The following is a 23,032-nucleotide window of genomic DNA, read 5'->3' as shown; positions in this document are numbered from 1 at the left end:
GGCGGCGGCGACGGCGGTGCACCGAACCCGGGTCATTGAGCTGCTGCTCTTTGTCGTGAAGCGGTGCTGATGATGTCGGAGATGTACCTGCCGGCTTTGGCGGCGGCGGCTGGCCGCTCCTCGTGGGAGACGTCCCGGGTCTCAAGTTCGAGCGCGAAATTGCCCGCGTAGCCGGCGTTCAGCAGGGCTGCGATACCGCCGTCGAAGTCGGCGGCGCCGTTCCCGATGGACAGGTGGATGTTCCCCGGCACAGCGTCACGAAGATGTACGTGCCGGACGATCGGGGCAAAGCGGTCCACATAGTCCACGGGATCATTGCCGGCGGCGACGATGTGGCTGAAGTCCATGACCACCCCGACGCCGCTGTCCGTCAGCAACTCATGGAGCCTGGAGGCGATGTCGATGTTCCAGCTGAGTCGGAAGAAGTGGAGGGATTCGGTCCACAATTCCACGCCATAGGACTGTGCGAGGCAGGATGCAGCAGTAAGCTCCTGCGCAACGAGCGCGAGGTCTTCCTCCAGGCTTGCCACCGGTGTGTGGTCCTGCGCACCACAGGGAAGTACCAGGGCACGTGCGCCGACGCCGGCTGTCAGCGACAAGAGTCGGTTCAGATGCTCCTGACGGGCGGCCCGCGCGTCGGCGTCGAGTTGCGCATTGAGGTCGCCTACGTCGCCGTTGACCGACCGCACAGCGATGCTGGACTGTTCCACCTGGCCGATGACCTCTGTCACTGCGTCGGCGGTGAGCTCAAAGGGAACATGGTTGCAGACACCGGGCAGTGCTCCGAGGTCGATCTGTTCAAATCCGATCCCGCGGATAGTCGACAGGGATTCCGGAAGGTCCTGGTGGCGGAAGCTGATACTGGAGCATCCCAGTCGGGGATGGAACGTCATCGTCACCTCTTGGGTAGTTCACCGTTCAACTGTTAACAGTCAACCACACAGAAGTGAGGTCTGTCACGTGAAGCGTAGCGGTTGACGGAAAAATCGTCGCGGGAACTTGCTGGTTGGCAACCGCGGCCGGCTGAAGGTGCGGCATCTGGCGGTCAGGGAGATCTTCGAGATATTTCAGGTCCGGTCGGCACTGGAGTCCCTGGCAGCTGAAATCATCAGCGCCAACAGGCAGCGCGGACCCATAGTGGAGGAACTGCGCCGGAAGGTCTCAGCCATGGCTGCGGCGCACCGGCAAGGCCTGGACGCAAGCATCGAGACCGACTTGGACTTCCATCGCACGCTGGTACATAGCGCCGGCAATAGCGCACTTACACACCAGTGGGATTCACTCGAGGGGTCCATTCGTATGTGCATCATGTACAGCGGCGTTGAACGTGCCGCCAGAAACATGACGCCGGAACGCCACCATGACATCGTCGACGCACTTGAAACCGGTGACGCTGAACAGGCGCGTCGGGTCATCCGGGAGCACATGGAAATCGCCGCCGAAACACTTACGCGCACCGATGCGGAGGAACCTTCCGGACGCCTCCACTGACGCTCCCGGGTCGAACCCCAACCCTTCCCGACGGCGTCCCCGCCATCACCAAAGGAATGCCCCGCCGTCGGGCATGGTTGTCGCGCGTATGAAGCGAATCGGATTCCTCTCCTTCGGCCACTGGTCACCGCTTGAAGGCTCACGCACCCGTTCGGCACGCGACTCCGTCATTCAGGCGATCGAGCTCGCCGAAGCAGCCGAGGAAATCGGCATTGACGGTGCGTTCTTCCGGGTCCATCACTTCGCCCGCCAGCAGGCAGCCCCGTTCCCGCTGCTCTCGGCCATTGCGGCCCGGACCTCGCGCATCGAGATCGGCACAGGCGTGGTGGACATGCGTTACGAAAACCCGCTGTACATGGCGGAAGAAGCAGCGGAAACCGACCTCATCAGCGGTGGCCGACTGCAGCTGGGGATCAGCCGCGGATCCCCAGAGCCGGCCCTCGACGGCGCGGCGAACTTCGGGTATGTCCCTGCGGACGGCGAGGAACCGGCAGACATGGCACGCAGGCACGCTGAGGTATTCCGCTACGCGATCAGCGGCGCCGGGGTTGCACAGGCCGACCCTCGCCAGGGGTCCGGCCTGCTACCCATCCAGCCGCACTCCCCCGGACTGAGCGAACGCATCTGGTGGGGAGCCGGCACACGGAAAACCGCGGTCTGGGCCGCCGAGCAGGGCATGAACCTCATGAGCTCGACCTTGCTGACGGAAGACACCGGCGTTCCCTTCGACCAGCTGCAGGCCGAACAGATCCAACTGTTCCGCGAAGCCTGGGACACGCCCGGACATGGCTTTTCCCCTCGGGTTTCAGTCAGCCGCAGCGTCATCCCAATCGTTGACGACGAGGACCGGCAGTACTTCGCCCTCAGCGCGCTGCGCGAGACGCGCGACCAGGTGGGCGTGCTCGACGGCGCCATGTCCCGATTCGGGAAAAGCTACATTGGCGAGCCAGACAAGATCGTGGCAGAACTGGCCAACGACGACGCCGTTCGCGCCGCCGACACCCTGATGCTCACCGTCCCCAACCAGCTTGGCGTGGACTACAACGCCAAACTGTTGCGGAACGTCGCTGAACACGTTGCACCGGCGATCGGGTGGGAGCGGAAGCGGTGAGTACGGGGGCCTGCGCGGCCGGCCGTCTAAAGCGCGCCCTGCTCCGCGGTTCCGGCCGGGATGGCGGTCAGCCGTGCCACTTCGACGGGTTTCTGCAGCAGACCCTGGAGCGACTCACCCAAGCGTGCAACAGCATCACCGGCACCGTGCGCGTCCAAAAACTCCACGCTTTCCCATTTCTCGATCATCACGATGTCCCCGTTCGGGGCTTGGTGGATGGCATAGAGCAGACACCCCGGTTCCTCGTGCACTTCAGCGATCGCAGGACGAAGTGCCTCCACCACCTGATCAAATGCTCCCTCGTTGGGGGTGAAAACTGCGGTAACCACAATCGACATGGGGTCTCACTCTCGTAGTCGGTAGAAGCTTCTTCGCCATACTAGACAAGAAGGGACGGGTGTTTTGGCGAGCTCTCCAATAGGGGCTGCTGAATCCCGGGGCTACCTGAGGAAGGCGATGTCATGAGCGAGTCTCTTTCAGCGGCAGAGTTCGAGATCCGTCTCCGGGAGCTCGCCACCGAGGAGCAACGAACCAAATACCAGCGCTTCTTCCCCGGCGACAGTTCGCTGATCGGGGTGCGGATGGGTGACGTTTTCGCGCTGGCGAAGCAGAATCTCACGATGAGCATTCCCGAAATCGAGCGGCTGCTCGAGAGCGAAACTCACGAGGTGCGTGTCGGCGCGTGCTCGATCATGGGCAAGGCGGCGACAGCGAAGAAGGTTCCTCCTGAGCGGCACGGTGAGTTGTACGCCCTTTGTCTGCGGCGCCATGACCGAATCAACACCTGGGACCTTGTGGACCTCGTCGCATATCAGGTTGTCGGATCCTGGCTGTTGAACAGGTCGCGGAGGCCCCTGGACGATCTGGCGGTGTCGGCGTTCTGGCCCCGGAGAAGGAACGCAATCGTCGCGACTGCGGCGTTCCTCAAGCGCGGGGAGGTCGCAGATACTTTGCGTATCGCTGCAATTCTCACGCACGACGAAGAAGAGTTCGTCCAGAAGGGTGTCGGGTGGATGCTGCGCTATGTCGGCGACAGCGACCAGCCGGCGCTGCTCGCGTTTCTTGACGAGCACGGACCCCAGATGGCTCGCTCAGCCGTGCGGGCTGCCACTGAGAAACTGGCCAAGCCCATCCGCGACCGCTACGTCGGAAGAACAGGTTAGGAACCCCCATGAACCAGCAGCTTCATTTCATTACCGTCGCTACTGCCGACCTCAATGCTGCCCGAGCCTTCTACCAGGACGGTCTGGGCTGGGAAGCGAAGCTCGATGTGCCGGGCGAGATCCTCTTCTACCAGGTGGCGCCCGGCCTGCTCCTAGGCCTGTTCGATGCCGACAAGTTCGCCGAGGATCTCGGCGGCGGTCCCGTGCCGAACGTATCCGGCGTGACCCTCTCCCACAACGTTGACAGCGCTGACGCCGTCCGAAGCACCGTCACCGCCATGACCGCAGCCGGCGGAGTGACGGTGAAACAGCCGCAGCATGGCCAGTTCGGCGGCATCTTCCACGCGCATGTACAGGACCCGAATGGCATCGTCTGGGAGGTCGCCCACAATCCGGACTGGCGCATCAACGACGACGGCGGCGTGGAACTCGGCTAGCCACCGCCCCTATAGTGGCCGCAGGAGCAACGCCGACATCCCTTTCTGCTTTGATCCGGTCTGCCCGTTGCTTTCTTCGGCCCGTGATCATCAGGCTCCCCTCCCGTGAGGAGGCCGGTGAGCTGTAGGACCGCGTGGTGGGACTGGCACGTTTCCCCGGTTTCGCCAAACCGAAGCGCAGCCTCCGCGAGCAGCCGCAGAGCTGCGCAGTTTCGGGATCGCCGACTCCGAGACGGGTGTGGAGGAGGACCGGCACGGTGGGAGCCGGCGGCAGAAGAAGTAGCGCCGGCTCCCACCGTGCATCAGCAACGGTCAGTCGTCAGTCAGCCAACAGCCAGACCGTCGTATCGGGGGCGACCGAAGACGCTGCGGAATCACCGTCGTCGGACGCGCTGGAGAGGACCACGCGGCCGGCGGGAAGCGGCACGGGTGACGCACCGAAGTTCGTGACCGAGACCAGGCCACCGGGACGCCGGAACGCAACGACGTCGTCCCCAAGATCCAGCCACTCCAGCCCTTCCGCCGATTGCAGTTCGCCGCGCAGAGCCAGCGCACGCCGGTAGAACTGCAGCGTCGAGCCGGGTGCGCTGTCCTGAACCTCAACGGCGTAGTCGGCGAACCAGTCAGGCTGGGGCAGATGGGAACCACCGTTCCCGAAGCCGAACGACTCGCCCGAGCGTGTCCATGGCAGCGGCACCCGACACCCGTCGCGGCCGATCTCCACTCCTGCGTTGCGGAAGAAGGAGGGATCCTGGCGCTCGGAATCCGGTATGTCGGCAACCTCGGGCAGCCCGAGCTCCTCACCCTGATACAGGTAAGCACTTCCGGGAAGCGCAAAGGCGAGCAGGCTGACGGCCCGGGCGCGCCGTTGGCCAAGATCGCGGTCTTCGACCGGAGCGGTCCCTCCACTGAGCAGCCAGTCCTTGCCCTCTCCCCCATCAGGCAGTCCGTACCGCGTGGCGTGGCGGACGACGTCGTGATTGGAAAAGACCCAGGTGGTCGATGCGCCGGACTGCGCCGCCAGCGACAGGTTGTCCCGGATGATGGTCCGGAACTCCGACGGGTTCCAGGACGCCTTGAGCAGATCAAAGTTGAACGCTTGCCCCAGAGATTCCGCGCTGGCGTAACGGACGCGCCGGTCGGCCGGAACCCACGCTTCGGCGACGGCGGTGAGCGGCGGGCTGTAGCTGTTGAAGAGTGCGCGCCACTCGGCGTAGATCTCATGCACCTCGTCGCGGTCGAACAGCGGGTGGTCGCCCACCGGGAACGCGCCCTCCTCTTTCAGCTGGGCGAAGGGCGGCAGAGGATCGGGCAGGTGCTTGGCCAGCGCGTGGGCGACGTCAATGCGGAACCCGTCCACGCCGCGGTCACCCCAGAACTTCAGGGTGTGCAGGAAATCCTCGCGGACCTCCCGGTTGGCCCAGTTCCAGTCCGGCTGCTCCTTCGCGAAAAGGTGAAGGTACCACTGGCCGTCGGGCACACGGGTCCACGCCGGGCCGCCGAAGATCGACTCCCAGTCGGCGGGAGGTTCTTCGCCGTTATCGCCGCGGCCGTCCCGGAAGATGTACCGCTCGCGCTCCGGCGATCCGGGACCTGCGGCCAGGGCTGCCTGGAACCACTCGTGGCGGTCCGAGCTGTGGTTCGGCACGATGTCGACGATCAGCTTGATCCCGGCACCGTGCAGTGCGGCGACCATGCGGTCGAACTGCTCGAGGGTGCCGATCTTCGGGTCAACGTTGCGGTAGTCGTCGACGTCGTACCCGCCGTCGGCAAGTGCGGACGGGTAGAACGGACTCAGCCATACGGCGTCGACACCCAGGCCGGCCAGGTAGTCGATCCGCGAAATGATGCCCTCAAGGTCACCTATCCCGTCGCCGTTGCCGTCGGCAAAGCTCCGCGGATAGATCTGGTAGACGGCCGCCTGGCGCCACCAGTCGGCGTCGGCGGTGAGGAACACGGGAGCCTGGTCGAGGCTCGTAGGGGCTGACATCGGGTGATTGCCTCTCATTTGGGGTTGTAAACAGGGGTCAGGCTTTTACGGATCCGCGCATGACGCCGGAAAGGACCCAGCGCTGGGCGATGATGTAGACGATGAGTGTCGGGGCAAGGGCCATCAGGTAGGACGAGAACGCCAGGTTGTAGTTGGTGTTGAACTCCCCCTGGAAGAGGCTCTGGACTACCGGCAGCGTCTGCATTGTCGGATCCGCGATGAGCATCTGCGGCAGGAGGAAGTCGTTCCACGAGGCGAGGAACGCGAAGATCCCCACGGTGGCGTTCATCGGCGCAAGCAGCGGGAAGATGATCCGCCAGAACACCTGCCACGTGGTGGCGCCGTCCATGCGTGCTGACTCTTCAAGCTCCAACGGGATGGACCGGATGAACGCGATGTACAGGAGCGAGTTGAACGAGATGCCGCCCACGATGTGCACGATCGCGACACCCAGCGGGTTGTCGAGCCCGAGGATCGCCGTCTGCTTCACCAGCGGGAGGATGACCACGGGGAATGGGATGAACAGACCGGCCAGGATGTAGATGTAGGTGGCCTTGAACAAGCGATGCTGCCAATTGCGCACAATCGCGTAGGCCACGAGCGAGCCGGAGATGAGCGCACCGGCGACGCTGAGGACGGTGATGAACGCCGTCGAGAGCAGCGCGTCGCCGAATCCGACGGTGACCCAGGCGTCGACGAAGTTCTGCAGCCGGATCGGTGCGGGCAGTTCGAGGCCTGTTCCCACACCCGTCTGCTCCGGCGTCTTGAGTGCCATGACGACGGTGAAATAGAGCGGAAGGAGGATGGTCAGGGAAGCCACCAGCATAATGGCGGTGGCCGACCAATTGACCTTGTAGGGCTCGCGCGGTTCTGATCGGCGTGACCGGCGGGCGGGCTTGAGGGTTGCTGCGGTAGTTGCCATTACAGGGAAACCTCCTTGCGCTGCAGGAGGCGCAACTGGATGAGCGAGATAACGACGGTGATAATGAAGAAAACGACGGCGTTGGCCATCTGGTAGGCATAGTCGCCGCCGGTGAAGCCGCCGACAATGCGCATGGCCACGGACTGCGTGGCCGTTCCGGGACCGCCGCCGGTCAGGGCGACAATGATTTCGTATGCGCCGAGGTAGCCCTTGAACCCGAGGATGATGTTGATGACGACGTAGCCGATGATCAGCGGGAACGTGATGCTGCGGAAGGAACGCCAACTACCGGCGCCGTCCAGGCCCGCAGCCTCGTAGACATCACCTGGGATGGCCTGAAGACCGGCAAGGTAGATGATCGTGGCGCCTGGGATGGACTGCCACGCTGTCACTCCGACGATCGCCAACCAGGCGAGCTCCTCGTTGACGAGGATGCTTGAAGTAGCCCCGGTCAGGCCCCAGGACTCAGCAAGCCGCGGCACGGTGTTGGACAGCAGGTAGTTGAAGACGTACGCGACGATCAGGCCGGACAGCACCATCGGGATGAAGAAGACCGTACGGATGCCTGTGCGCCACTTGAGTTTGGCGTTCAGTCCGACGGCGATGGCAAGAGCGAGCACATTGACGACGATGACGGTGGTGATCGCCAACAGGAACGTGAAACCGTAGCTTTGCAGGATCGCGGGATCATCGAGCATCGCCGTGTAGTTGCTCAGTCCGATGAAGTTCCAGGATCCGTAGCCGGCGTAGTTGGTGATGCTGAAGAAGATGCCGATGGCCGCGGGCAGCACGATGAAGAACGTAAACAGTGCGACGGCGGGAATGAGCATTAGCAGGTAGGTGCGGTCCACGCCGGCTTTCGGTTCGGGAGTGCGGCCTCCCTTGGCGGCGGTGGCGACCGGCGATGCGGCCCTGAGCGCAGGGGTGGTGGTCATATCGGGGCTCCTTCTACTCGACCCCGCGCGCTGCGTTGCGCTCCGCAACGCGTCGCCATTCGGCGTCGAGCGTTGCGTAGAGGGCATCGGCAGAGCCGCCAAGGACGTAAGCCTGCAGGTAATTGGGAACGGGAATGGAGGGGGGAGGATATGTCGACGCTCCCTGGTAGTAGCGTCCTTCGGCGACGTATTCGTTCAGGCCGGCAATGCGGTCGTCTTCCTGGGCGGGAGCGTTCTCCAGGGTGGAAAAGGCTCCGTTGTCTGCGTTGTACGCATTGATGTTTTCCGGCTCGAACAGCCACTCGATGAACTGCCGGGCCTCCTCAGGGTGCTCCGCCCCCACGGGGATGGAGAACGCGAGGTCCACGTTCACGCGCACGCGGGTGTCTTCCGGGTTGTTGGTCAGGGGCATGGGGAAAGTGCCCACCTCCACCTCGGGATTGGCCGTCTGTATTTCCGACAGCGCCCACGGACCCTGCAGGTACATGGCTGCCTCTCCATTGGCGAAGGCCACATTGCCGTCCGGGTACCCGCGGGATTCGGCACCCTCCTGGGTGTGCTCCATGATGAAGTCCATGGGTTCAGCCGTGACATCGAAGGTGTTGCTGAAGGTCTTTTCGCTCTTCGAACTGAAGTCGCTTCCTTCGGCCTGGAGAGCCTCGAAGAACCCGGAGACATCCAGCAGCCCGCCGGCGGTGTAGTCGAACATGCCCTGTGCGACGGTCCATCCCTCCTTGTAGGTGCCGTAGAAGGCAGGGATACCGGCGGCGTCGAACTTCTCGCAGACCGCCTTGAGTTCGTCCCAGGTGGTGGGAACCTCCACACCGACCTGCTCGAAGATGTCCTTGTTGTAGATGACGCCGGCCGCGGTGAGGGAGAACGGAAGGGCCGGAGTGCCGCCGTCGGATGGCTCGCCCCATTCGGTGACCAGTTCCTGCGCCGCCGGGTCTATCACTGCGGCGGCGTCGAGGTCTGAGAGATCCTCGAAGACGTCCTTGCGGGCGAAGTCTCCGGAAGCGTAGTTCCAGCCGCGGGTGGTGACGTCCGGCGGGGAATCGCGCACCAGGGCGGGAACAAAACCGCCTTCGTTGTTGTCCTGGACGACGTTGATATTCGGGTGTTCTGCCTCGAATCTGGCAATCAGTTCATCGAAGTAGCCGATCACCTCCCGTTTGTTCTGGATGAACTGGAGGGTGACCTGCTCCTCCCCCGGTGTTGCGCCGCAGCCGGCAAGCGCGGTCCCGAGGGCGATGGAGAGTCCGGTCAATCCGGCGAGTGCCCGGCGTCGTCGTACGCGTGCCGTGCCGGTACGGACGGAAGGTGCCCAGCCCATGCAAGCTCCTTTGCTTGAGTTCTCAACCATTTAGATTTAGGACATAGATTTATGTCATCACCTATATTGGTGGCTGAGGCCGGGGGAGTCAAGAGTGTTAACTGGATTGGTGAACGTCATCGAAACTCAGCGGCGCGCGGTGTCCGCGGGTGCCTCGTCGACAAATATGCTGCGCCGCTCCAATGCGCGGCTCATCCTCGACGCCATCTGGCGTGTCCCATCCGGCGCCACTATTACGGCGAACGAACTCATCCGCGCCACCTCCCTCACCCGTGCGACCGTCCTGGGCGTATGCGATGACCTGCTGCGCGACGGTTGGATCCGGGAGGAGCCCGCCCGGGCAGCAACGGGTAAGGGCCGGCCCGCGCGGCACTTCGCCCTGGACGACAACGCCGGTTACGTCATCGGCATCGACGCCGGGTACAGCCACATCCGCAGCGTCGTCGCGAACCTGCGCGGCGAGGTGATTGGCCGCGGCGGTGCCCCGTTCACGGCTGACATCGACATACCTGACCCGGCTCCGCGCACCGCCGCGCTGCAGCAAGCCATCGACTCAGCACTGGACGACGGCGGCATTGAAGGAGAGCGCGTCCTCGCCGTCTGTTTCGGCATCCCAGCGCCGGTCAGCCGCCTTGGCACCATCCCGACCGGCAACCCTTTCTGGGAAAGAATGGACGTTGACCAGGAGTCTGTGCTTGCCGGGCGCCCGCGCTGGATGTCCTTCATCGAAAATGACGCCAACCTCGCGGCCCTCGCCGAACGCTACAACGGCGCCGTGGATCCTAACGGCAGTTTCCTCGTCCTCCTCGCCGGCGAGCGGTTCGGCGCAGGCGTCATCGAGGACGGCCACCTTCTGCACGGTTCGCTGGGCGGCGGCGGCGAGATGCACTATCTCGATCTGGTGGAGGGCGTCGGCAGTCCGGAAGCCATCGCGCCGCTGGCACGCGAGTGGGCGGCTGAAGCCCAGGCAGCCGGCCGCAAGTCCATCCTGTTCAAAGGCGGCTTGAAGAAGAGCGACCCGTCTGCGGAAGCGGTGTTCGCTGCGGCAGAAGAGGGTGACCCCGTGGCGGTCGAGATCGTGGAGCGCCTGGCGGAGCGGCTGTCCCGTGTCATCTCAACCCTCGCCTCACTGCTCAACCCGGACACCGTGGTCATCGGCGGCGCAGTGGCGCCATCCCTCGCCCGCCTCGCGGAGCAGATCGAGGCGAAGGTGGCAGTGACGTCGCACTTTCCGCCCCGGGTGGTGGCGTCGTCGCTCGCTGGAGATATCGTGCTGACCGGTGCGGTGAACGCGGCGTTGGCGAAGGTCGGCCGTGACGCGTTGGATATTGAGCTGCGTCGGGGCTGAGCCCGCCCATCGCCTCCGCGCCGCCTGTTGTCCGTGCACGCCGGAGCCCCCTCTGCCCGCACGTACCTGAGTGCGGCTCCGGCACTCAGCGGTCCCCTGTCTCGGACTATAACTTTCAGGACACGACCATGGCGGCGACGTCCGGGGCACTTTTGCCTTCGGCGTCCGGCGGTTAGCCTCTTAAAGGTAAGCAAGCTTCTCAATTAGGAAAGAGGCCGCGCACCATGAAAAACACATCGTCGATACTCGGACTGGCTGCTGCCATGTCCCTGGCATTGTCTGCCTGCACAGGGGGTGGTGGTGACGCCGAGACCGGTGAACCCACCGCCGGAGGAACTGCCACGGAAACCGGAGAGGCTCAGGGCGGCGAAGAGAAGGTCTACAGCGAAGAGGAGCTCCGCGAGCTCATCTCCGGTATGACCGACGAAGAGGGCAACGAGCTGACGCTCTACTCGGAAGACCAGGTAGATCAGGGCAGCCAGATCGCGGAACTGCTGTTGACCAACGCGACAGTTGACCCTGAGGAATGCAAGTCCATCGCCACCGCAGGCCTCATGGAGGCCGTGGAGGGCAGCGAGGTCGCAGTCGCCATCTCCGAAAGCGACGAACCGAGGACCCTCTCCGCCCAGTCGGGAGAGGAAGGACCGTCCGCTACGGAACTCCTCGAAGAGGTGAGCGGAACCGCAGATCAGTGCAAGGAATTCACGATTGAGGCGGCCGGCCAGCAACTTGAGGTCACGAGCGAGGAACTGGACGCCCAGACTGACGCTGAGCAGACCTTCGCCACCGTCAGTACCCGCGGAGACGACCAATCCCAGATGCTGATGCAGGTTTCCGCGGCGGAGGGCCGACTTCTGGTGGTGGCCACCAAGGGTGGAGCTGACCTCGGCGATGAAGACCAGCAGGAGTTGGAGGATCTCGTCAACGAGGTTCTGAGCAAGGCCGAGGAAGGTTCCGGGGCAACTCCTACAGAGACCGAAACGGCCGATTCAACAGAAAGCCCGTCCACCGATGAGGCTACCGACGAAGCCACGGACGGCGCGACCGACGAAGCCACGGACGGCGCGACCGACGAAGCCACGGACGGCGCGACCGACGAAGCCACGGACGGCGCGACTGACGACGCTACGGACGAGCCTACCGAGGGTGCCGGCGGCTGACCTGGCTGAAGGGCTCTAACTCACCACCGTCTGATGGCCTCTGGAGGGAAACCGCCGGGGGCCATCAGACTTCGTGCCGCTCTTTCTGCTCGCGTTCCTCTAAAGCACGGGCTTGGCGGTAATAACTACATTCTTGCCCCAGAGGTCCTGCGTGTAGCAGCTGATGAGGACAAGCCTGTTGGGAACAATGTCCCAGATGTCACTGTCTTTGAGGGTGTCCTTGTTGTGGGTCGTGACCGAGTCCACAACGTACTCAATGACCCCCTCGTCAGTAGTGAGGGTGACGGCGTCGCCCACCTCCACATCGGAACTGAACCGGTTGAAGGGGCTGTCCCGGTCTTCCCAGCTGTGGCCTGTGATGTACACCGTGTTGTCGGAGCCTTCGCCGGGCGTTCCGTAGTTGGTGAGCCAGTACCCGTCCAGCGTCTCGGGCGGCACCAGGGACTGCGCCTCCAGATCAGCCTCCGTGGGAGTCAGCGGGAGGATGGGAACGTTGATATTCGCCGATTCGATGGTGAGTTCGTTCGGCGGAGATGCCGGCGGTAGCGACGCCACCGGCGCAGGGGCTGACGTTTCTGGTGTCGGAGACGGCGTTGACGGCGCCGAGCTTGTCGAAGATGCCGTCGGAGCAGTTGAGGTTGGGGAGGCTCCCGCTCCGGAGAACAGCTGGATCCCAAAGACCACAAGGGCAAGAAACAACACAACGACGACGGCGGCAATTGCCAGAGGCGAAACCCGCCGTTTGTGCTCGCCCGGGCCGGTAGGTGAGTAGTCGGTATGGCTCATGGTGGTGCGATCTTTCCCCTGTGGTGCTGCATGTGCAGGGGGCCCCGCCCACCAGGACGGCGCCCCCTGACAATCGTATGCAGGACTGTTAGCTGTTACGGACCCGGCGTGCTGCCAGTGTTCCAGCTACGACCATGAACCCGACACCGGCCGCGAGCGCGCCGATTCCGGCAGGATCGGTGCTGGCGGTCGGTACGGCGGTCTGAACGTTCATTCCGCGGTTGGTTCCGCCGTTGCTGCCACCCGTCGTCACGGCACCACCGCCTCCGGTGTTGCCACCGCCGGCGTAGTCGTGATCGTCGTCATCACCGTTGCCGACACCAACGCCTGCACCGGAGCAGGCGTTAATCGCCGCGACGAAAAGCGCTTCCAGCTCCGACAAATCAATGTCGAGCGCGTCGAGCTGAACCAGCAAGCCGTCGACTACGGTGATGGCCGCGCTGAGGTTGGCCTCAGCATCCAGGACGGCCAGAGTCAGCAGGAGCTCCGCCTCAAGGTCAGCCAGCGCCGAGAGATCCACGCTTTCACCGACCAGTACCTCAAGTGCAGCTTCAGCATCCAGGATCGCCGCGATATCGCCGGCGTTCAGCGCGGCAATCAGGGCCAACGCGGCTTCCTGCTCCTCCACTGTGACGACGGCGTCTAGCGCTGCCGCAATTGCCGCAAGGTCGTACTGTGCCGTCAGGTAAGTCGTCAGGTCGACGCCAAGCGCAGAGAGCGTTGCAAGGCTGTCGACGCTCAACTCCTCGTCGCCGTCGTTGATGTCGACCAGGAGGGCATCTACGTCAACCGGATCAACGTCCGCCGGAAGTCCGGCATCAGCTGCCGCGGTAACCGCAGCCGCCAGCTCCACTTCATCGAGCAATGAGGCAAGCACGAACGTTTCCGCGTCAACGCCGGCCGCTGCCAGTGCCTCCAGAGTGGCCTGGTCCAGCGAACCATCGACCGCGAGATCGAGCAGCGCGCGTGCGTCTGCGACCGCACTGTTGGCGCTTGCTTCTGCGTTCACGAGAGCGTTGATGTTCGGCAGATTCGGAACGCTCGCCTGAAGGTCGAGCAGCAGCGGAGCGATCAGCGCCTCTACCTCTTCAAGCGTGAGCGCCCCCTCCGCAACGAGCAGGTCCAGTGTTGCTTGGGCATCGATCAGATTCTGCAGCGCAACGGCGAGCTCGACTTCGAGCTCGGCGTTGAACTCGACATTGTGGAGCGCCGCCGTGAACTGGCTCTGCGCCGCGAGGCATTCCGGTGAGTCGTGAACCGCGGACGCGGGTGCAGCACCAAAGAAAACACCGCCGGCGACGAGCGTGGCGGTGGATCCTGCTGCGAGCAACTGCTTACGTGCTTTCATAGTTCTCCCCAGTGCGTGTGATTAGTTGGCCTCTTGCCAACAAAGCCCTTTAAGTTGCGAACCCAACAAAAGGCCCTCCCAAGTACTACAGGAAACCGACATGCCGCAGGAACGATGGCCTATTACGTTATTGAACCGTTACAGTGGCGCATTTCTCAGTCCAAAGCGACCGGACCAAGCTCGTCCAGCAGGTCACCCGGTCCGGGGTTGTTCGACGCCGAGCTGCCGCCCAGATGGTTCACGACACCCCAAACGGCGTTCAGTCCGGTGGTCACCGCCCCCTCGGCCCATCCGGCGGTGAAGGAGACGTCGTCCCCTGCCAGGAAGATCCCCCGCTGGTGTGCAGGCAGTGCGTCCTGCTTGAAGTGGGTGAACAGCCGCTGCTGGTACCGGTAGTGTCCGGGCAGGTTGGCCTTGAAGGCGCCCATGAAGTGGGGATCGTGTTCCCAGGACACGGTAATCGGTTCACCGACGATGTGCGAGGCGATGTCCACGCCCGGGTAGATCTTGGACAGCGAGTGCAGCATCAGCTCTGCTCGGCGCTCTGCGTCGAGGGAGAGCCACTTCAGCGCGTCGTCGTTCCAGGTGTAGGAAAGGAGGATGACCGCCGGCTTGTCGTCGCCGTCGTCGAGCAGGTAGGTGGCCCGGTTGATCCGGTCGGTGAGGGTCATGGACAGTACATCCTGTCCGGTGACAGGATCCTTGTCCTTCCAGAACGGCCGATCCACCATGACGAAAGTCTTCGACGACTGCATGTAGTGGCTGCGTTCGATTGCCGTCCACATCGGCGCAGGAAACAGATCTTCCTCAGTATCGATTCCGGTGGAAAGCAGCCACGACTGGCAGGTCACGACGGCGGCGGCGAAGCTCCGTTCGCGGCCCCACTTTTCCGTGATGGCCACAGTGCCGTCCGCGCCGCGCCGAATTCTGGCGACGGCCCCGCGCGGCGCCCCGTTGTGCAGGGAGGCCAGGGAGGTACCGGCCGGCCAGTGCACCATCTCGTCGGGCGAGTGGGTGAATAGAGCCTCCGGCAGTCGCTGCGCTCCGCCGGTGATGCGCCGGTGGGCGTCGTCGGCGTTCGTGTAGACCACGCGGAGAATCTCCAGGATCGAGTTCGGGAAGTCCGTATCCCAGCCCCCGGTACCGAAACCGACCTGCCCGAAAGCCTCACGGTGTGCAAAGCCCGCATCCTTGAAGGCCTTCGACTCTGCCATGAAGCCGTAGAACGTCTGCTCGTCCATCAACGGGAGCATGCTGTTCCAGAGTTCCTTGATGCGCCGGGTATCCCGGTTCCGGATCGCTTCCTGCATCTCGCTGAACTGGGCATGGTCCTCCAGAGCCCGTCGCCAGGCTTCAGCCACCTCATGGAAGAACTGCGGCAGCTGGTCAGGAGTCTCCGCGTAGTACCGGCGGCCCTCCAGCTCAATGACGGTGCTGGAAGTTGCCTCGGATAGCGGGTTGGGGAACGCCTGGGTCCCGAGTCCGAGCATGTCGATGTAGTGGTAGAGCGCCCTGCCGGACACCGGGAAGCGCATCCCACCCAGGTCCGCCACCACCTCCGGTGCGGACTCAAAGGCGTTGGTGCGCAGGCGCCCGCCGAGCCGCCCAGCCTCGTAGAGCACTGGACGCAGTCCGAGCTTCATCAGTTCATAAGCGGTGACCAGTCCGGACAGGCCGGCTCCCACCACTGCCACTTCGGTGCCATGCAGGTGTGCCGGGACCGAGCCGAGACCAGCCGGGTGAGAAAGGTAGTGGTCGTAGCTAAATGGGAAGTCAGGGTTGAGCATGGTCACCGGTGCACCGGCTGTAGGCGGCGATGTCAGTTCGGTGGCGATAGTCATCAGGCGGGAACTTTCACTTGAGTGATTGGCTGTTGGTTGGTCAAGGGGTGGCGGTTAGCGTACCGGTACTGCCGCGGAAGCGGTGCTGTCCTCGGGGGACTGTGCGCTCAGGTACTCGTAATCGGTCTGGCTCAAAGCTGCCACCCGGGAATGCCTGCGGCCGTAGCCGAAGTAGACAGCTGTACCCACGAGCATCCAGGCTGCGAAGACCCACCAGGTGCTGGACCCAAGATTTGCCATCAGGTAGACGCACATCACGGAACCCAGAATCGGTGTGGCGGGGTACAGCGGGACCCTGAAGGTGCGCGGAAGGTTCGGGCGTGACCGGCGCAGGTAGATGACCGAGAGGTTGACAAGCATGAAGGCAAAGAGCGTGCCGATGCTCGTGGCATCCGCCAGCTCGCCCAGCGGCACCAGACCTGCCGTCAGGGCGACGGCGCTGCCCACAATCAACGTGCCTGCCACCGGCGTGCCGGTGCGCGCCGAAACCTTGCCGAAGACCGGCGGCACCAGGCCGTCACGGGACATGGACATCAGGATGCGGGTCTGACCGTACAGCACGGTCAGGACGATGCTGGCGATCGCCACAATGGAGCCGAGGGCGAAGATGAGCGCGACCCACGGTTCGCCGGTCAGTTCCTCCAGAATCTGGACCAGGGCGGCCTCGGTGCCGTCGAACCAGGCCCACTCGCGGGCCCCGATGGCTGCAACGGCCACCAGGATGTATAGCGCGGTGACGATCGTCATGGACAGCAGGATCGCCCGGGGCAGGTCCCGCTGAGGATTCTTGGCCTCCTCCCCTGCGGTCGAGGCGGCGTCGAAACCGATGTAGGAGAAGAACAACCGGGACGCGGCAGCGGACATACCCGCAGCACCCATGGGGAGCAATGGCTGGAAGTTACCGGCGTTGAATGCAGTGAACGCGATTGCGATGAAGAGAACCAGGACCGCCACCTTGATGATCACCATGACGGTGTTGACCCAGGCACTTTCCCGCGCGCCCCTGACCAGCAGCATCGCCAGAACCACGATGACGATGGCGGGCAGGTTCAGCATGCCGCCTTCCGCACCCGGAGGTGCCGCAAGGGCCGCAGGCAGGGACAGGCCGAAGGTCCGCAGTGCCTCATTGACGTACTCGCTGGCACCAACGGCGACGGCGGCCACGGAGACGGCATACTCCAAAACCAGGCACCAGCCGCAGATCCACGCGAGGCCTTCGCCCATGGTGGCGTAGGTGTACGAGTAGCTGGAACCGGAAACCGGCACGGCGCCGGCCATTTCGGCGTACGAGATAGCCGAGAGCAATGCGGCCACGCCTGCGATCAGAAAGGAAATGAAGATCGCAGGTCCGGCCAACGGCACCGAGGAACCGAGAACCACGAGGATGCCGGTGCCGAGCGTGGCACCGACGCTGATCATGGTCAGCTGCCAGAGGCCAAGGCTGCGGCGCAGCGAGGGGCCGCCTGTGGTGGTGCCGGACTCACTGATCATCTGCGCGAGGGGCTTGCGGCGGGCGAGTTGCCGGGTCAGGCCAAGCTGGCTGCGGGTGCCTGTCTGCTGGGTCATCGTTGACTTTCCAATCCTGCTGGGCCGGCTCCGGGCCGGCGGATCCGTGGACCGCCGGCCGGCTGCCGGGGTCTCCACCGCCAATAAGAATGGCATGTGGTATTGGTTACAAGCCGGGACAAAGTGACCTAATATTTGTCCACATGGGACGATCTGCACCTCCACCCAAGAATCCGGAATCCGACGGCGTCGGCGAGCTTGGGCAGGTGGTGCTCGGCGAGTTCCTCGACGTGCTGCCCCCGGGAATCCTGCTTCTGTCCGATGAGGGCCTGGCGGCGACCGCCCGGGGAGCCGCCCTCCGGTGGGTGGAACCAAGCGAGCTCGAAGACCCCACGCCGTACCTGCTTGAGGGTGAGCTGGTACTGACTGCTGGGCTGCCCTTCCTCGGCTCCGGCGGTACCGCCGAAGCTCTGGAGGAGTACGTTGCACGGCTGGTGCTGTCAGGGGTGTGCGCCCTGGGCTTCGGCGTGGAGCCCTACTTTGACGAGGTTCCCGAGGAACTGGTCCGCGCCTGCCGACGGCACGGGCTCATGCTGTTGCAGATTCCGCAGAGCGTGCCATTCGCCGCGCTGGGGCTGCACTTTGCCCGGCTCCTGGAGGCACAGAACCTGCGTGCCCTGCGCAGGTTGTCTGAAGCGACGGGGCAGCTGCTCAAGGCGGTGCTGTCGGCGCGCCCTGATGCCCAGGTGCTGGAGACTCTGGCCAAGTATGTTCCGGTGACAGCACTCCTGGCCGGGACGGACGGCCGGATCCGCCTCCGCGTCGGTGCCGGACAGGGCCCGGACCCGGAGAAGGTAGCGGCGGTGCTCGGCAGGCTTTTTGCCGGGAGCGGCCCGCGGATCGAACTGGACAACTTCGACGAACCCGGCTTCACCGCGGTCACAGGCTATCCGCTGCGTAGCACGCGCGACGCGAACATCGGTGCGGTTCTGGTCGGCACGGATGGAAGCTTCGGCCTGGTGGATCGCAACATCGTGGAAGCCGCCGTCGGACTGCTCGAGGCGCTGCTCCGCCAGCGCACCAGCGGCGCCTTGGCTCCCGGCCAGCTCGCGACCGGACTGCTGCTGCATCCGGAGACCGCCCTCTCCGGGTCCTTGAGGCAGGCAGGCGCGGACCGGGACCTGCTCGCCCAGTGCACCTCGTCAGCACGCTTCACGCCGCTGCGCGTAGTGCACGGCATTCCGGCCTCAGGGGCACCTCGCAGCGGGACAGAGGGCCCGATGCGTGACCTGCTGCAGTGGCGCAGGTTGTTCGACACCAAGCTCGTGGAGCTGACCGACTACGGCTTCTGTGCGGTCACCCGACTCAAGGTGGACGCGGCTGCAACGGCAGAAGCGGAACGGTTGGGATGGTTGCTGGCGGTGTCCGAAGCGGTTGAGCCGAACGAGCTGCCTGCGGCTCACCGGCAGGTCGCCTCCCTGCGCCGCCAACTGGAGACCTCGGGTAGAAGTATCAGGGCGGACCAAACGGGATGGTCCGTTGAGGGCCTTCTGGGACCGGAGGCCGGAAACATGCTGGCCCAACAGCTATTGGGACCGCTGCTCGACCTGGACCCTGCCAAATCGCAGCCATTGCTGCGCGTGCTGCGGGGCTGGCTGAAGGAAAACGGCAGCTGGGATTCCTCTGCCAAGGCCCTGGGACTGCACCGGAACAGCGTGCGGCGACAGATCGGGCAGGCGGCCGAAGTCCTGGGCGTGGATCTGGCCGACGCCGGCACACGCGCAGAACTGCTGATAGCCCTGCGGTTTGTGGATCCCTAGTCGGCCGCCGCGTCAGTAATCCAGGAGGAGTAGACATCCTGCCGCCGGTCCAACAGATAGGGAACCGCCGAGCGCGCCTGCTCAATCGTCGCCTTCTCCACGTCGGCGATGATCAGATCAGGATCCGGGCCAGCCTGGTCCAGGACGCCTCCGTCCGGACCAAGAATGATGCTGCCACCGCCGAAAGCCAGGGTCCCGCCGTGCGCCGAGGGTGCGTTGCCTACGTGGTTGGCATAGGCCAGCGCCACTTGGCTCTCCAGCGCCCGGGCACGCAGCAGCACGTGCGGCACCGACTCGAAGCCGACCCCCAGAGCAGTGGGCACCAGTACCAGCTCCGCGCCGGCGTCGGCCAGGGCGCGAACGCTCTCGGGAAACTCCGCGTCGTAGCAGACAAGCAGGCCCACGTGCAGATCCTCGAGCACGACGACACCCGGCACCGCTGACGCCGGTCTGAAGGCGGCCCGTTCCTCGTCACCGAACAGGTGCACCTTGCCGTAACGCAGTATTTCCAGGCCGGTCCTGTCCAGCAGCACTGCCCCGATATGCCAGCCTTCGGGGGCCGGCAAGGGGACGCTGTACGCAAGCGCGATGCGGTGCTCGCGAGCAATCCGTGCGGCGCCCTCCTCTATGCGGCGCACCAGCTCCGTGGTCAGCCGGGAGCTCACCGCCTGCGGTGCATAGCCGCAGGTGAATAGCTCAGGGGTAACCAGAACGTCCGCACCTGCGTCGGCCGCGCGGGCTGCGGCGGACTCGATCAGTGCCAGGTTTCCGTCGACGTCGAGAACCTCGGCGGCCTCCTGCATGGCTGCGATCCGCATCCGTCCTCCTTGCAACTGTGCTTTGATGGCTGCTTCCAGCTTAGGTTGCACCAGCCGGAGGGGTCGATGGACGAAAGACCCCACTGAAAGCGAATAGAGGATGAAATGCACCGCCGCAAACACCCAGCCCGGGCCCTGAGCGCGAGGCCTACCGCTCTGGGTCCAGCAGCTGGGCCAGGTGAATCCCCTTCCGCTCGCTGAGGTCCTCCAGCTGGGTTCGACAGGAGTAGCCGTCAGCGAGTACGACGGCGTCATCCTCCGCCGCGCGTACCGCCGGCAGGAGTTGCTGCTCGGCTACCGCAACGGAAACCTCATAGTGGCCGCGCTCCACCCCGAAGTTTCCGGCAAGGCCGCAGCACCCGCCGAGCTTCCGCAGCATGGCGCCTGCGCCTTCCAGTAGCGCCGCGTCCGGGCTCCAACCCATTACGGCGTGATGGTGGCAATGCGGCTGCGCGACGACGGTGGTCCCCTCCAGTGACGGTGCCTTCCACCCCGGTGTCTTCGCGAGCAGTTCGGCGAGAGTGTGCGTGGCAGCTGCGACGGGTCCTGCTTCCGCGCGCCCCAGCAATTCGATCGAGTCCGACCGCAACACCCCGGTACACGAAGGCTCGAGACCGACGATGGGAATGCCTTGGTCGGCATACTCCTTCAATGTCTCCACGGATGAGCGCAGGATCTTCCGGGCGCTGTCGAGTTGCCCGGTCGAAATCCAGGTCAGCCCGCAGCACACTGGCTTTTCGGGAATCCGGACGTCGTAACCGGCGTCTTCAAGCACCCGGACGGCCGCCTTGCCCACCTCCGGGGAGAAGTTGTTGGTGAAGGAGTCGGCCCAGAGCAGCACCTGCGGCCGTCCGTCGGACGCGGGGGCCGCCCGGTGCCCGAACCACTTGTGGAAGGTCTGCGGAGCGAACGCAGGAATTGTCCGGCGCTGGTCCACCCCCGCGAGCCGCAGGCCCAGTTTTCCGAGACCAGGCAGGCTCACCAGGGCGTTGACCAGGCGGGGTGCGACTGCGGCGAAGGACGCCCACCGCGGCAGCCAGCCAAGCGAATAGTGCGACGCCGGCCGGACCCGCCCCTTGTAGCTCTGGTGCAGGACTTCAGCCTTGTAGGCAGCCATGTCGATGCCCGTGGGGCAGTCCGTGGCACAGCCCTTGCAGGACAGGCAGAGGTCGAGTGCGTCATGGACTTCCGGCGCCCGCCAGTTAGGTTTGCCATGCGTGTGGCCGGCGGCCGCTCCCCCGGTCACGCTGCCGTTGATCATCTCCTGCAGCGCCCGGGCCCGGCCGCGCGTGGAGTCCTTCTCCTCGAGCGTCGCGACGTAGGAAGGGCACATTACCGTCTGGTTGTTCCGATGCGCGGCGCGGCACTGTCCCACACCGGTACAGCGGTGGACCGCCTGGCTGAAGTCGCCGTCGTCGTGCTCGTAGCCGAAAGCCAGACCGGACCGCAGGGGTCCCGCCTCAGCGACGCGGACGTTCGCGTCCAGCGGCTCGGGATCAATGAGAACGCCCGGGTTGAGGATGTTGTCAGGGTCGAAGATGCGCTTCACCTTCCCGAACAGGGACAGCGCAGCGGGCGTGTACATGAAGGGCAGGAGCTCGCTGCGTGCACGTCCGTCGCCGTGTTCGCCGGACAGGGAGCCGCCGTAGGAGGCGACGAGCCTGGCCGCATCGGTGAGGAACGCCCGGAAGGCCGCAGCGCCGTCGTCGCGCTGGAACGGGAAGTCCAGACGCACGTGCACGCAGCCGTCACCGAAGTGGCCGAACGGGAAGCCGGTGAGATCGTGCGCGAGCAGCAGTTCGTCGAACTCCCTCAGGTAGTCCCCGAGTCGCTCCGGCGGGACGGCCGCGTCCTCCCATCCCGCATGCGCCGGTGCACCGGTCGGCGAGCGGCCGGCGAGCCCGCCGCCGTCCTCACGGATACGCCAGAGTGCGGCGGCCTGGCCGGGATCGGTGATGATGCGGGTGTGGCGGGCAACATCGATGCGGCTCACCGCAGCGGCCCGCTCGGCCACCTCGAGAGCGTCCTCACCCGAGATCTCGACGAACAGCCACGCCGCTCCGCCCGGCAGCTCCGGCACGGCCTGCGGCCCTTTCCGCGATCGCACCACCTCGACAATGCGCGAGTCCAGCCCCTCGCACGCTGTCGGTTTGAACGGCAAGACGGACGTCACGGCGTCTCCTGCCTCACCGATGTTCCCGAACCCGAGCACCACCATGGTCTTGTGGGCCGCGTCGGTCACCAGCCGGACGCCGGCTTCCAGCACGACGGCGAGGGTCCCCTCGGTGCCCACGAGCATTCGCCTGAGGTCGAAATCCCGTTCCGGCAGGAGGTGTTCAAGCGAGTAGCCGGACACCTGCCTGCCGAACCGGCCCAGTTCCGTGCGGATCGTCCCCAGGTTGGCGGCCACCAGTTCGCGGAGTGCGTCGGTTTCCGCGGACGACGGCGTCTCGCCCGCTCCCAGCCGAAGCCTGGTTCCCGAGCCGGTCAGCACCTCGAGGTGCGTTACGTTGTCGGCTGTCCGGCCATAGGCGAGCGCCCGCGATCCACACGCGTTGTTGCCGATCATGCCGCCCACGGTGCAGCGGGAGTGGGTCGACGGGTCAGGCCCGAAGCGCAGTCCGTTGGCCAGCGCCACCTTCTGCAGCGTCGCGTGTACAGCACCCGGTTCGACGACGGCGGTCCGGTTTTCGGCGTCGAAATCGAGCACACGGTTGAGGTGGCGACTGAAGTCGATCACGACACCCCTGCCGATGGCGTTCCCCGCTATGGAGGTCCCGGCGCCGCGCGAGGTGAATGGGATGCCCCGCTCCCGGCAGACCTCGAGCGTGGCGAGCACTTCGTCGAGGTGCCGCGGAAAGATGACGGCGGCCGGCTGGATCCGGTAGAGCGAGGCATCGCTCGAGTAGACGGCGCGTGAGGTGGCATCGGCGCGCGCATCCCCGACTCCGCGGGACTGCAGTTCCGCGACAAGGGACCGGGGTGCTGTGAGCGGCGTCGCCATGTGTAACATGTTACTCCTT

Annotated in this window: 19 protein-coding genes; 7 read left to right on the top strand and 12 right to left on the bottom strand. The window is 64.8% G+C overall.

Features of this window, described 5'->3' with window-relative positions:
- Positions 1-32: 32 nt before the first annotated feature.
- Complete coding sequence (locus tag AC5RTB_RS09295; protein ID WP_494060778.1) at positions 33-893, bottom strand: sugar phosphate isomerase/epimerase family protein; 861 nt, start codon at positions 891-893, stop codon at positions 33-35.
- Positions 894-999: 106 nt separating this feature from the next.
- On the opposite strand from AC5RTB_RS09295, the gene AC5RTB_RS09290 reads away from it, so the two are divergent.
- Positions 1,000-1,491 (top strand): GntR family transcriptional regulator, encoded by a 492-nt coding sequence (locus AC5RTB_RS09290; RefSeq protein WP_494060777.1) that lies wholly within the window; start codon positions 1,000-1,002, stop codon positions 1,489-1,491.
- 88 nt (positions 1,492-1,579) lie between these two features.
- Positions 1,580-2,602: an LLM class flavin-dependent oxidoreductase gene (locus AC5RTB_RS09285; RefSeq protein WP_494060776.1), complete on the top strand. Its 1,023-nt coding sequence runs from the start codon at positions 1,580-1,582 to the stop codon at positions 2,600-2,602.
- 26 nt (positions 2,603-2,628) lie between these two features.
- Here the strand turns inward: AC5RTB_RS09285 and AC5RTB_RS09280 are convergent, their stop codons facing one another.
- Positions 2,629-2,940, bottom strand: a complete 312-nt coding sequence (locus tag AC5RTB_RS09280; RefSeq protein WP_494060775.1) for a putative quinol monooxygenase — start codon at positions 2,938-2,940, stop codon at positions 2,629-2,631.
- A gap of 123 nt (positions 2,941-3,063) precedes the next feature.
- On the opposite strand from AC5RTB_RS09280, the gene AC5RTB_RS09275 reads away from it, so the two are divergent.
- Positions 3,064-3,765 (top strand): DNA alkylation repair protein, encoded by a 702-nt coding sequence (locus tag AC5RTB_RS09275; protein ID WP_494060774.1) that lies wholly within the window; start codon positions 3,064-3,066, stop codon positions 3,763-3,765.
- An 8-nt stretch (positions 3,766-3,773) separates the two neighbouring features.
- The gene (locus AC5RTB_RS09270; RefSeq protein WP_494060773.1) at positions 3,774-4,202 is read left to right on the top strand and encodes a VOC family protein; all 429 of its coding nucleotides are present in this window, start codon (positions 3,774-3,776) and stop codon (positions 4,200-4,202) included.
- A 319-nt stretch (positions 4,203-4,521) separates the two neighbouring features.
- Here the strand turns inward: AC5RTB_RS09270 and AC5RTB_RS09265 are convergent, their stop codons facing one another.
- From AC5RTB_RS09265 to AC5RTB_RS09250, 4 genes are read right to left on the bottom strand one after another with little or no spacing between them, the layout of a single operon-like run.
- Entirely contained in the window at positions 4,522-6,192 is a 1,671-nt protein-coding gene (locus AC5RTB_RS09265; RefSeq protein WP_494060772.1) for a glycoside hydrolase family 13 protein, read from the bottom strand.
- Between the two features lie 37 nt (positions 6,193-6,229).
- Positions 6,230-7,114 (bottom strand): carbohydrate ABC transporter permease, encoded by an 885-nt coding sequence (locus tag AC5RTB_RS09260; protein WP_494060771.1) that lies wholly within the window; start codon positions 7,112-7,114, stop codon positions 6,230-6,232.
- The gene (locus AC5RTB_RS09255; protein WP_494060770.1) at positions 7,114-8,049 is read right to left on the bottom strand and encodes a carbohydrate ABC transporter permease; all 936 of its coding nucleotides are present in this window, start codon (positions 8,047-8,049) and stop codon (positions 7,114-7,116) included. The genes AC5RTB_RS09260 and AC5RTB_RS09255 overlap by 1 nt, the downstream gene beginning before the upstream one ends.
- 13 nt (positions 8,050-8,062) lie before the next feature.
- Positions 8,063-9,382, bottom strand: a complete 1,320-nt coding sequence (locus AC5RTB_RS09250) for an ABC transporter substrate-binding protein (protein ID WP_494060769.1) — start codon at positions 9,380-9,382, stop codon at positions 8,063-8,065.
- A gap of 94 nt (positions 9,383-9,476) precedes the next feature.
- Here AC5RTB_RS09250 and AC5RTB_RS09245 point away from each other — a divergent pair, with 94 nt between their 5' ends.
- Positions 9,477-10,730: an ROK family protein gene (locus AC5RTB_RS09245; protein ID WP_494060768.1), complete on the top strand. Its 1,254-nt coding sequence runs from the start codon at positions 9,477-9,479 to the stop codon at positions 10,728-10,730.
- A gap of 224 nt (positions 10,731-10,954) precedes the next feature.
- Positions 10,955-11,890 carry a hypothetical protein gene (locus AC5RTB_RS09240; protein WP_494060767.1) on the top strand — a complete coding sequence of 312 codons (936 nt, stop codon included), beginning with the start codon at positions 10,955-10,957 and terminating at the stop codon, positions 11,888-11,890.
- A gap of 99 nt (positions 11,891-11,989) precedes the next feature.
- Here the strand turns inward: AC5RTB_RS09240 and AC5RTB_RS09235 are convergent, their stop codons facing one another.
- From AC5RTB_RS09235 to AC5RTB_RS09220, 4 genes are all read right to left on the bottom strand, one after another.
- Positions 11,990-12,676 (bottom strand): class F sortase, encoded by a 687-nt coding sequence (locus tag AC5RTB_RS09235; protein WP_494060766.1) that lies wholly within the window; start codon positions 12,674-12,676, stop codon positions 11,990-11,992.
- Between the two features lie 88 nt (positions 12,677-12,764).
- On the bottom strand, positions 12,765-14,024 hold the full coding sequence (locus AC5RTB_RS09230) for a hypothetical protein (protein ID WP_494060765.1): 1,260 nt from the start codon (positions 14,022-14,024) through the stop codon (positions 12,765-12,767).
- A 155-nt stretch (positions 14,025-14,179) separates the two neighbouring features.
- Entirely contained in the window at positions 14,180-15,865 is a 1,686-nt protein-coding gene (locus AC5RTB_RS09225; protein ID WP_494060764.1) for a flavin monoamine oxidase family protein, read from the bottom strand.
- Positions 15,866-15,919: 54 nt separating this feature from the next.
- On the bottom strand, positions 15,920-17,431 hold the full coding sequence (locus AC5RTB_RS09220) for an amino acid permease (protein WP_494060763.1): 1,512 nt from the start codon (positions 17,429-17,431) through the stop codon (positions 15,920-15,922).
- Between the two features lie 143 nt (positions 17,432-17,574).
- On the opposite strand from AC5RTB_RS09220, the gene AC5RTB_RS09215 reads away from it, so the two are divergent.
- The gene (locus AC5RTB_RS09215; protein ID WP_494060762.1) at positions 17,575-19,191 is read left to right on the top strand and encodes a PucR family transcriptional regulator; all 1,617 of its coding nucleotides are present in this window, start codon (positions 17,575-17,577) and stop codon (positions 19,189-19,191) included.
- On the opposite strand, the gene AC5RTB_RS09210 is transcribed toward AC5RTB_RS09215, so the two are convergent.
- A complete protein-coding gene (locus AC5RTB_RS09210) occupies positions 19,188-20,009 on the bottom strand; it encodes a nitrilase-related carbon-nitrogen hydrolase (protein ID WP_494060761.1) in 822 nt (273 codons plus the stop codon). The two genes, AC5RTB_RS09215 and AC5RTB_RS09210, sit on opposite strands and share 4 nt — an antisense overlap.
- Before the next feature lie 148 nt (positions 20,010-20,157).
- Entirely contained in the window at positions 20,158-23,013 is a 2,856-nt protein-coding gene (locus tag AC5RTB_RS09205) for an FAD-binding and (Fe-S)-binding domain-containing protein (RefSeq protein WP_494060760.1), read from the bottom strand.
- Between the last annotated feature and the right edge of the window lie 19 nt (positions 23,014-23,032).

The sequence above is a fragment of the Arthrobacter sp. M71 S08 genome (genome assembly GCF_059089725.1).
This window is presented reverse-complemented; position numbering and strand designations above follow the sequence as displayed.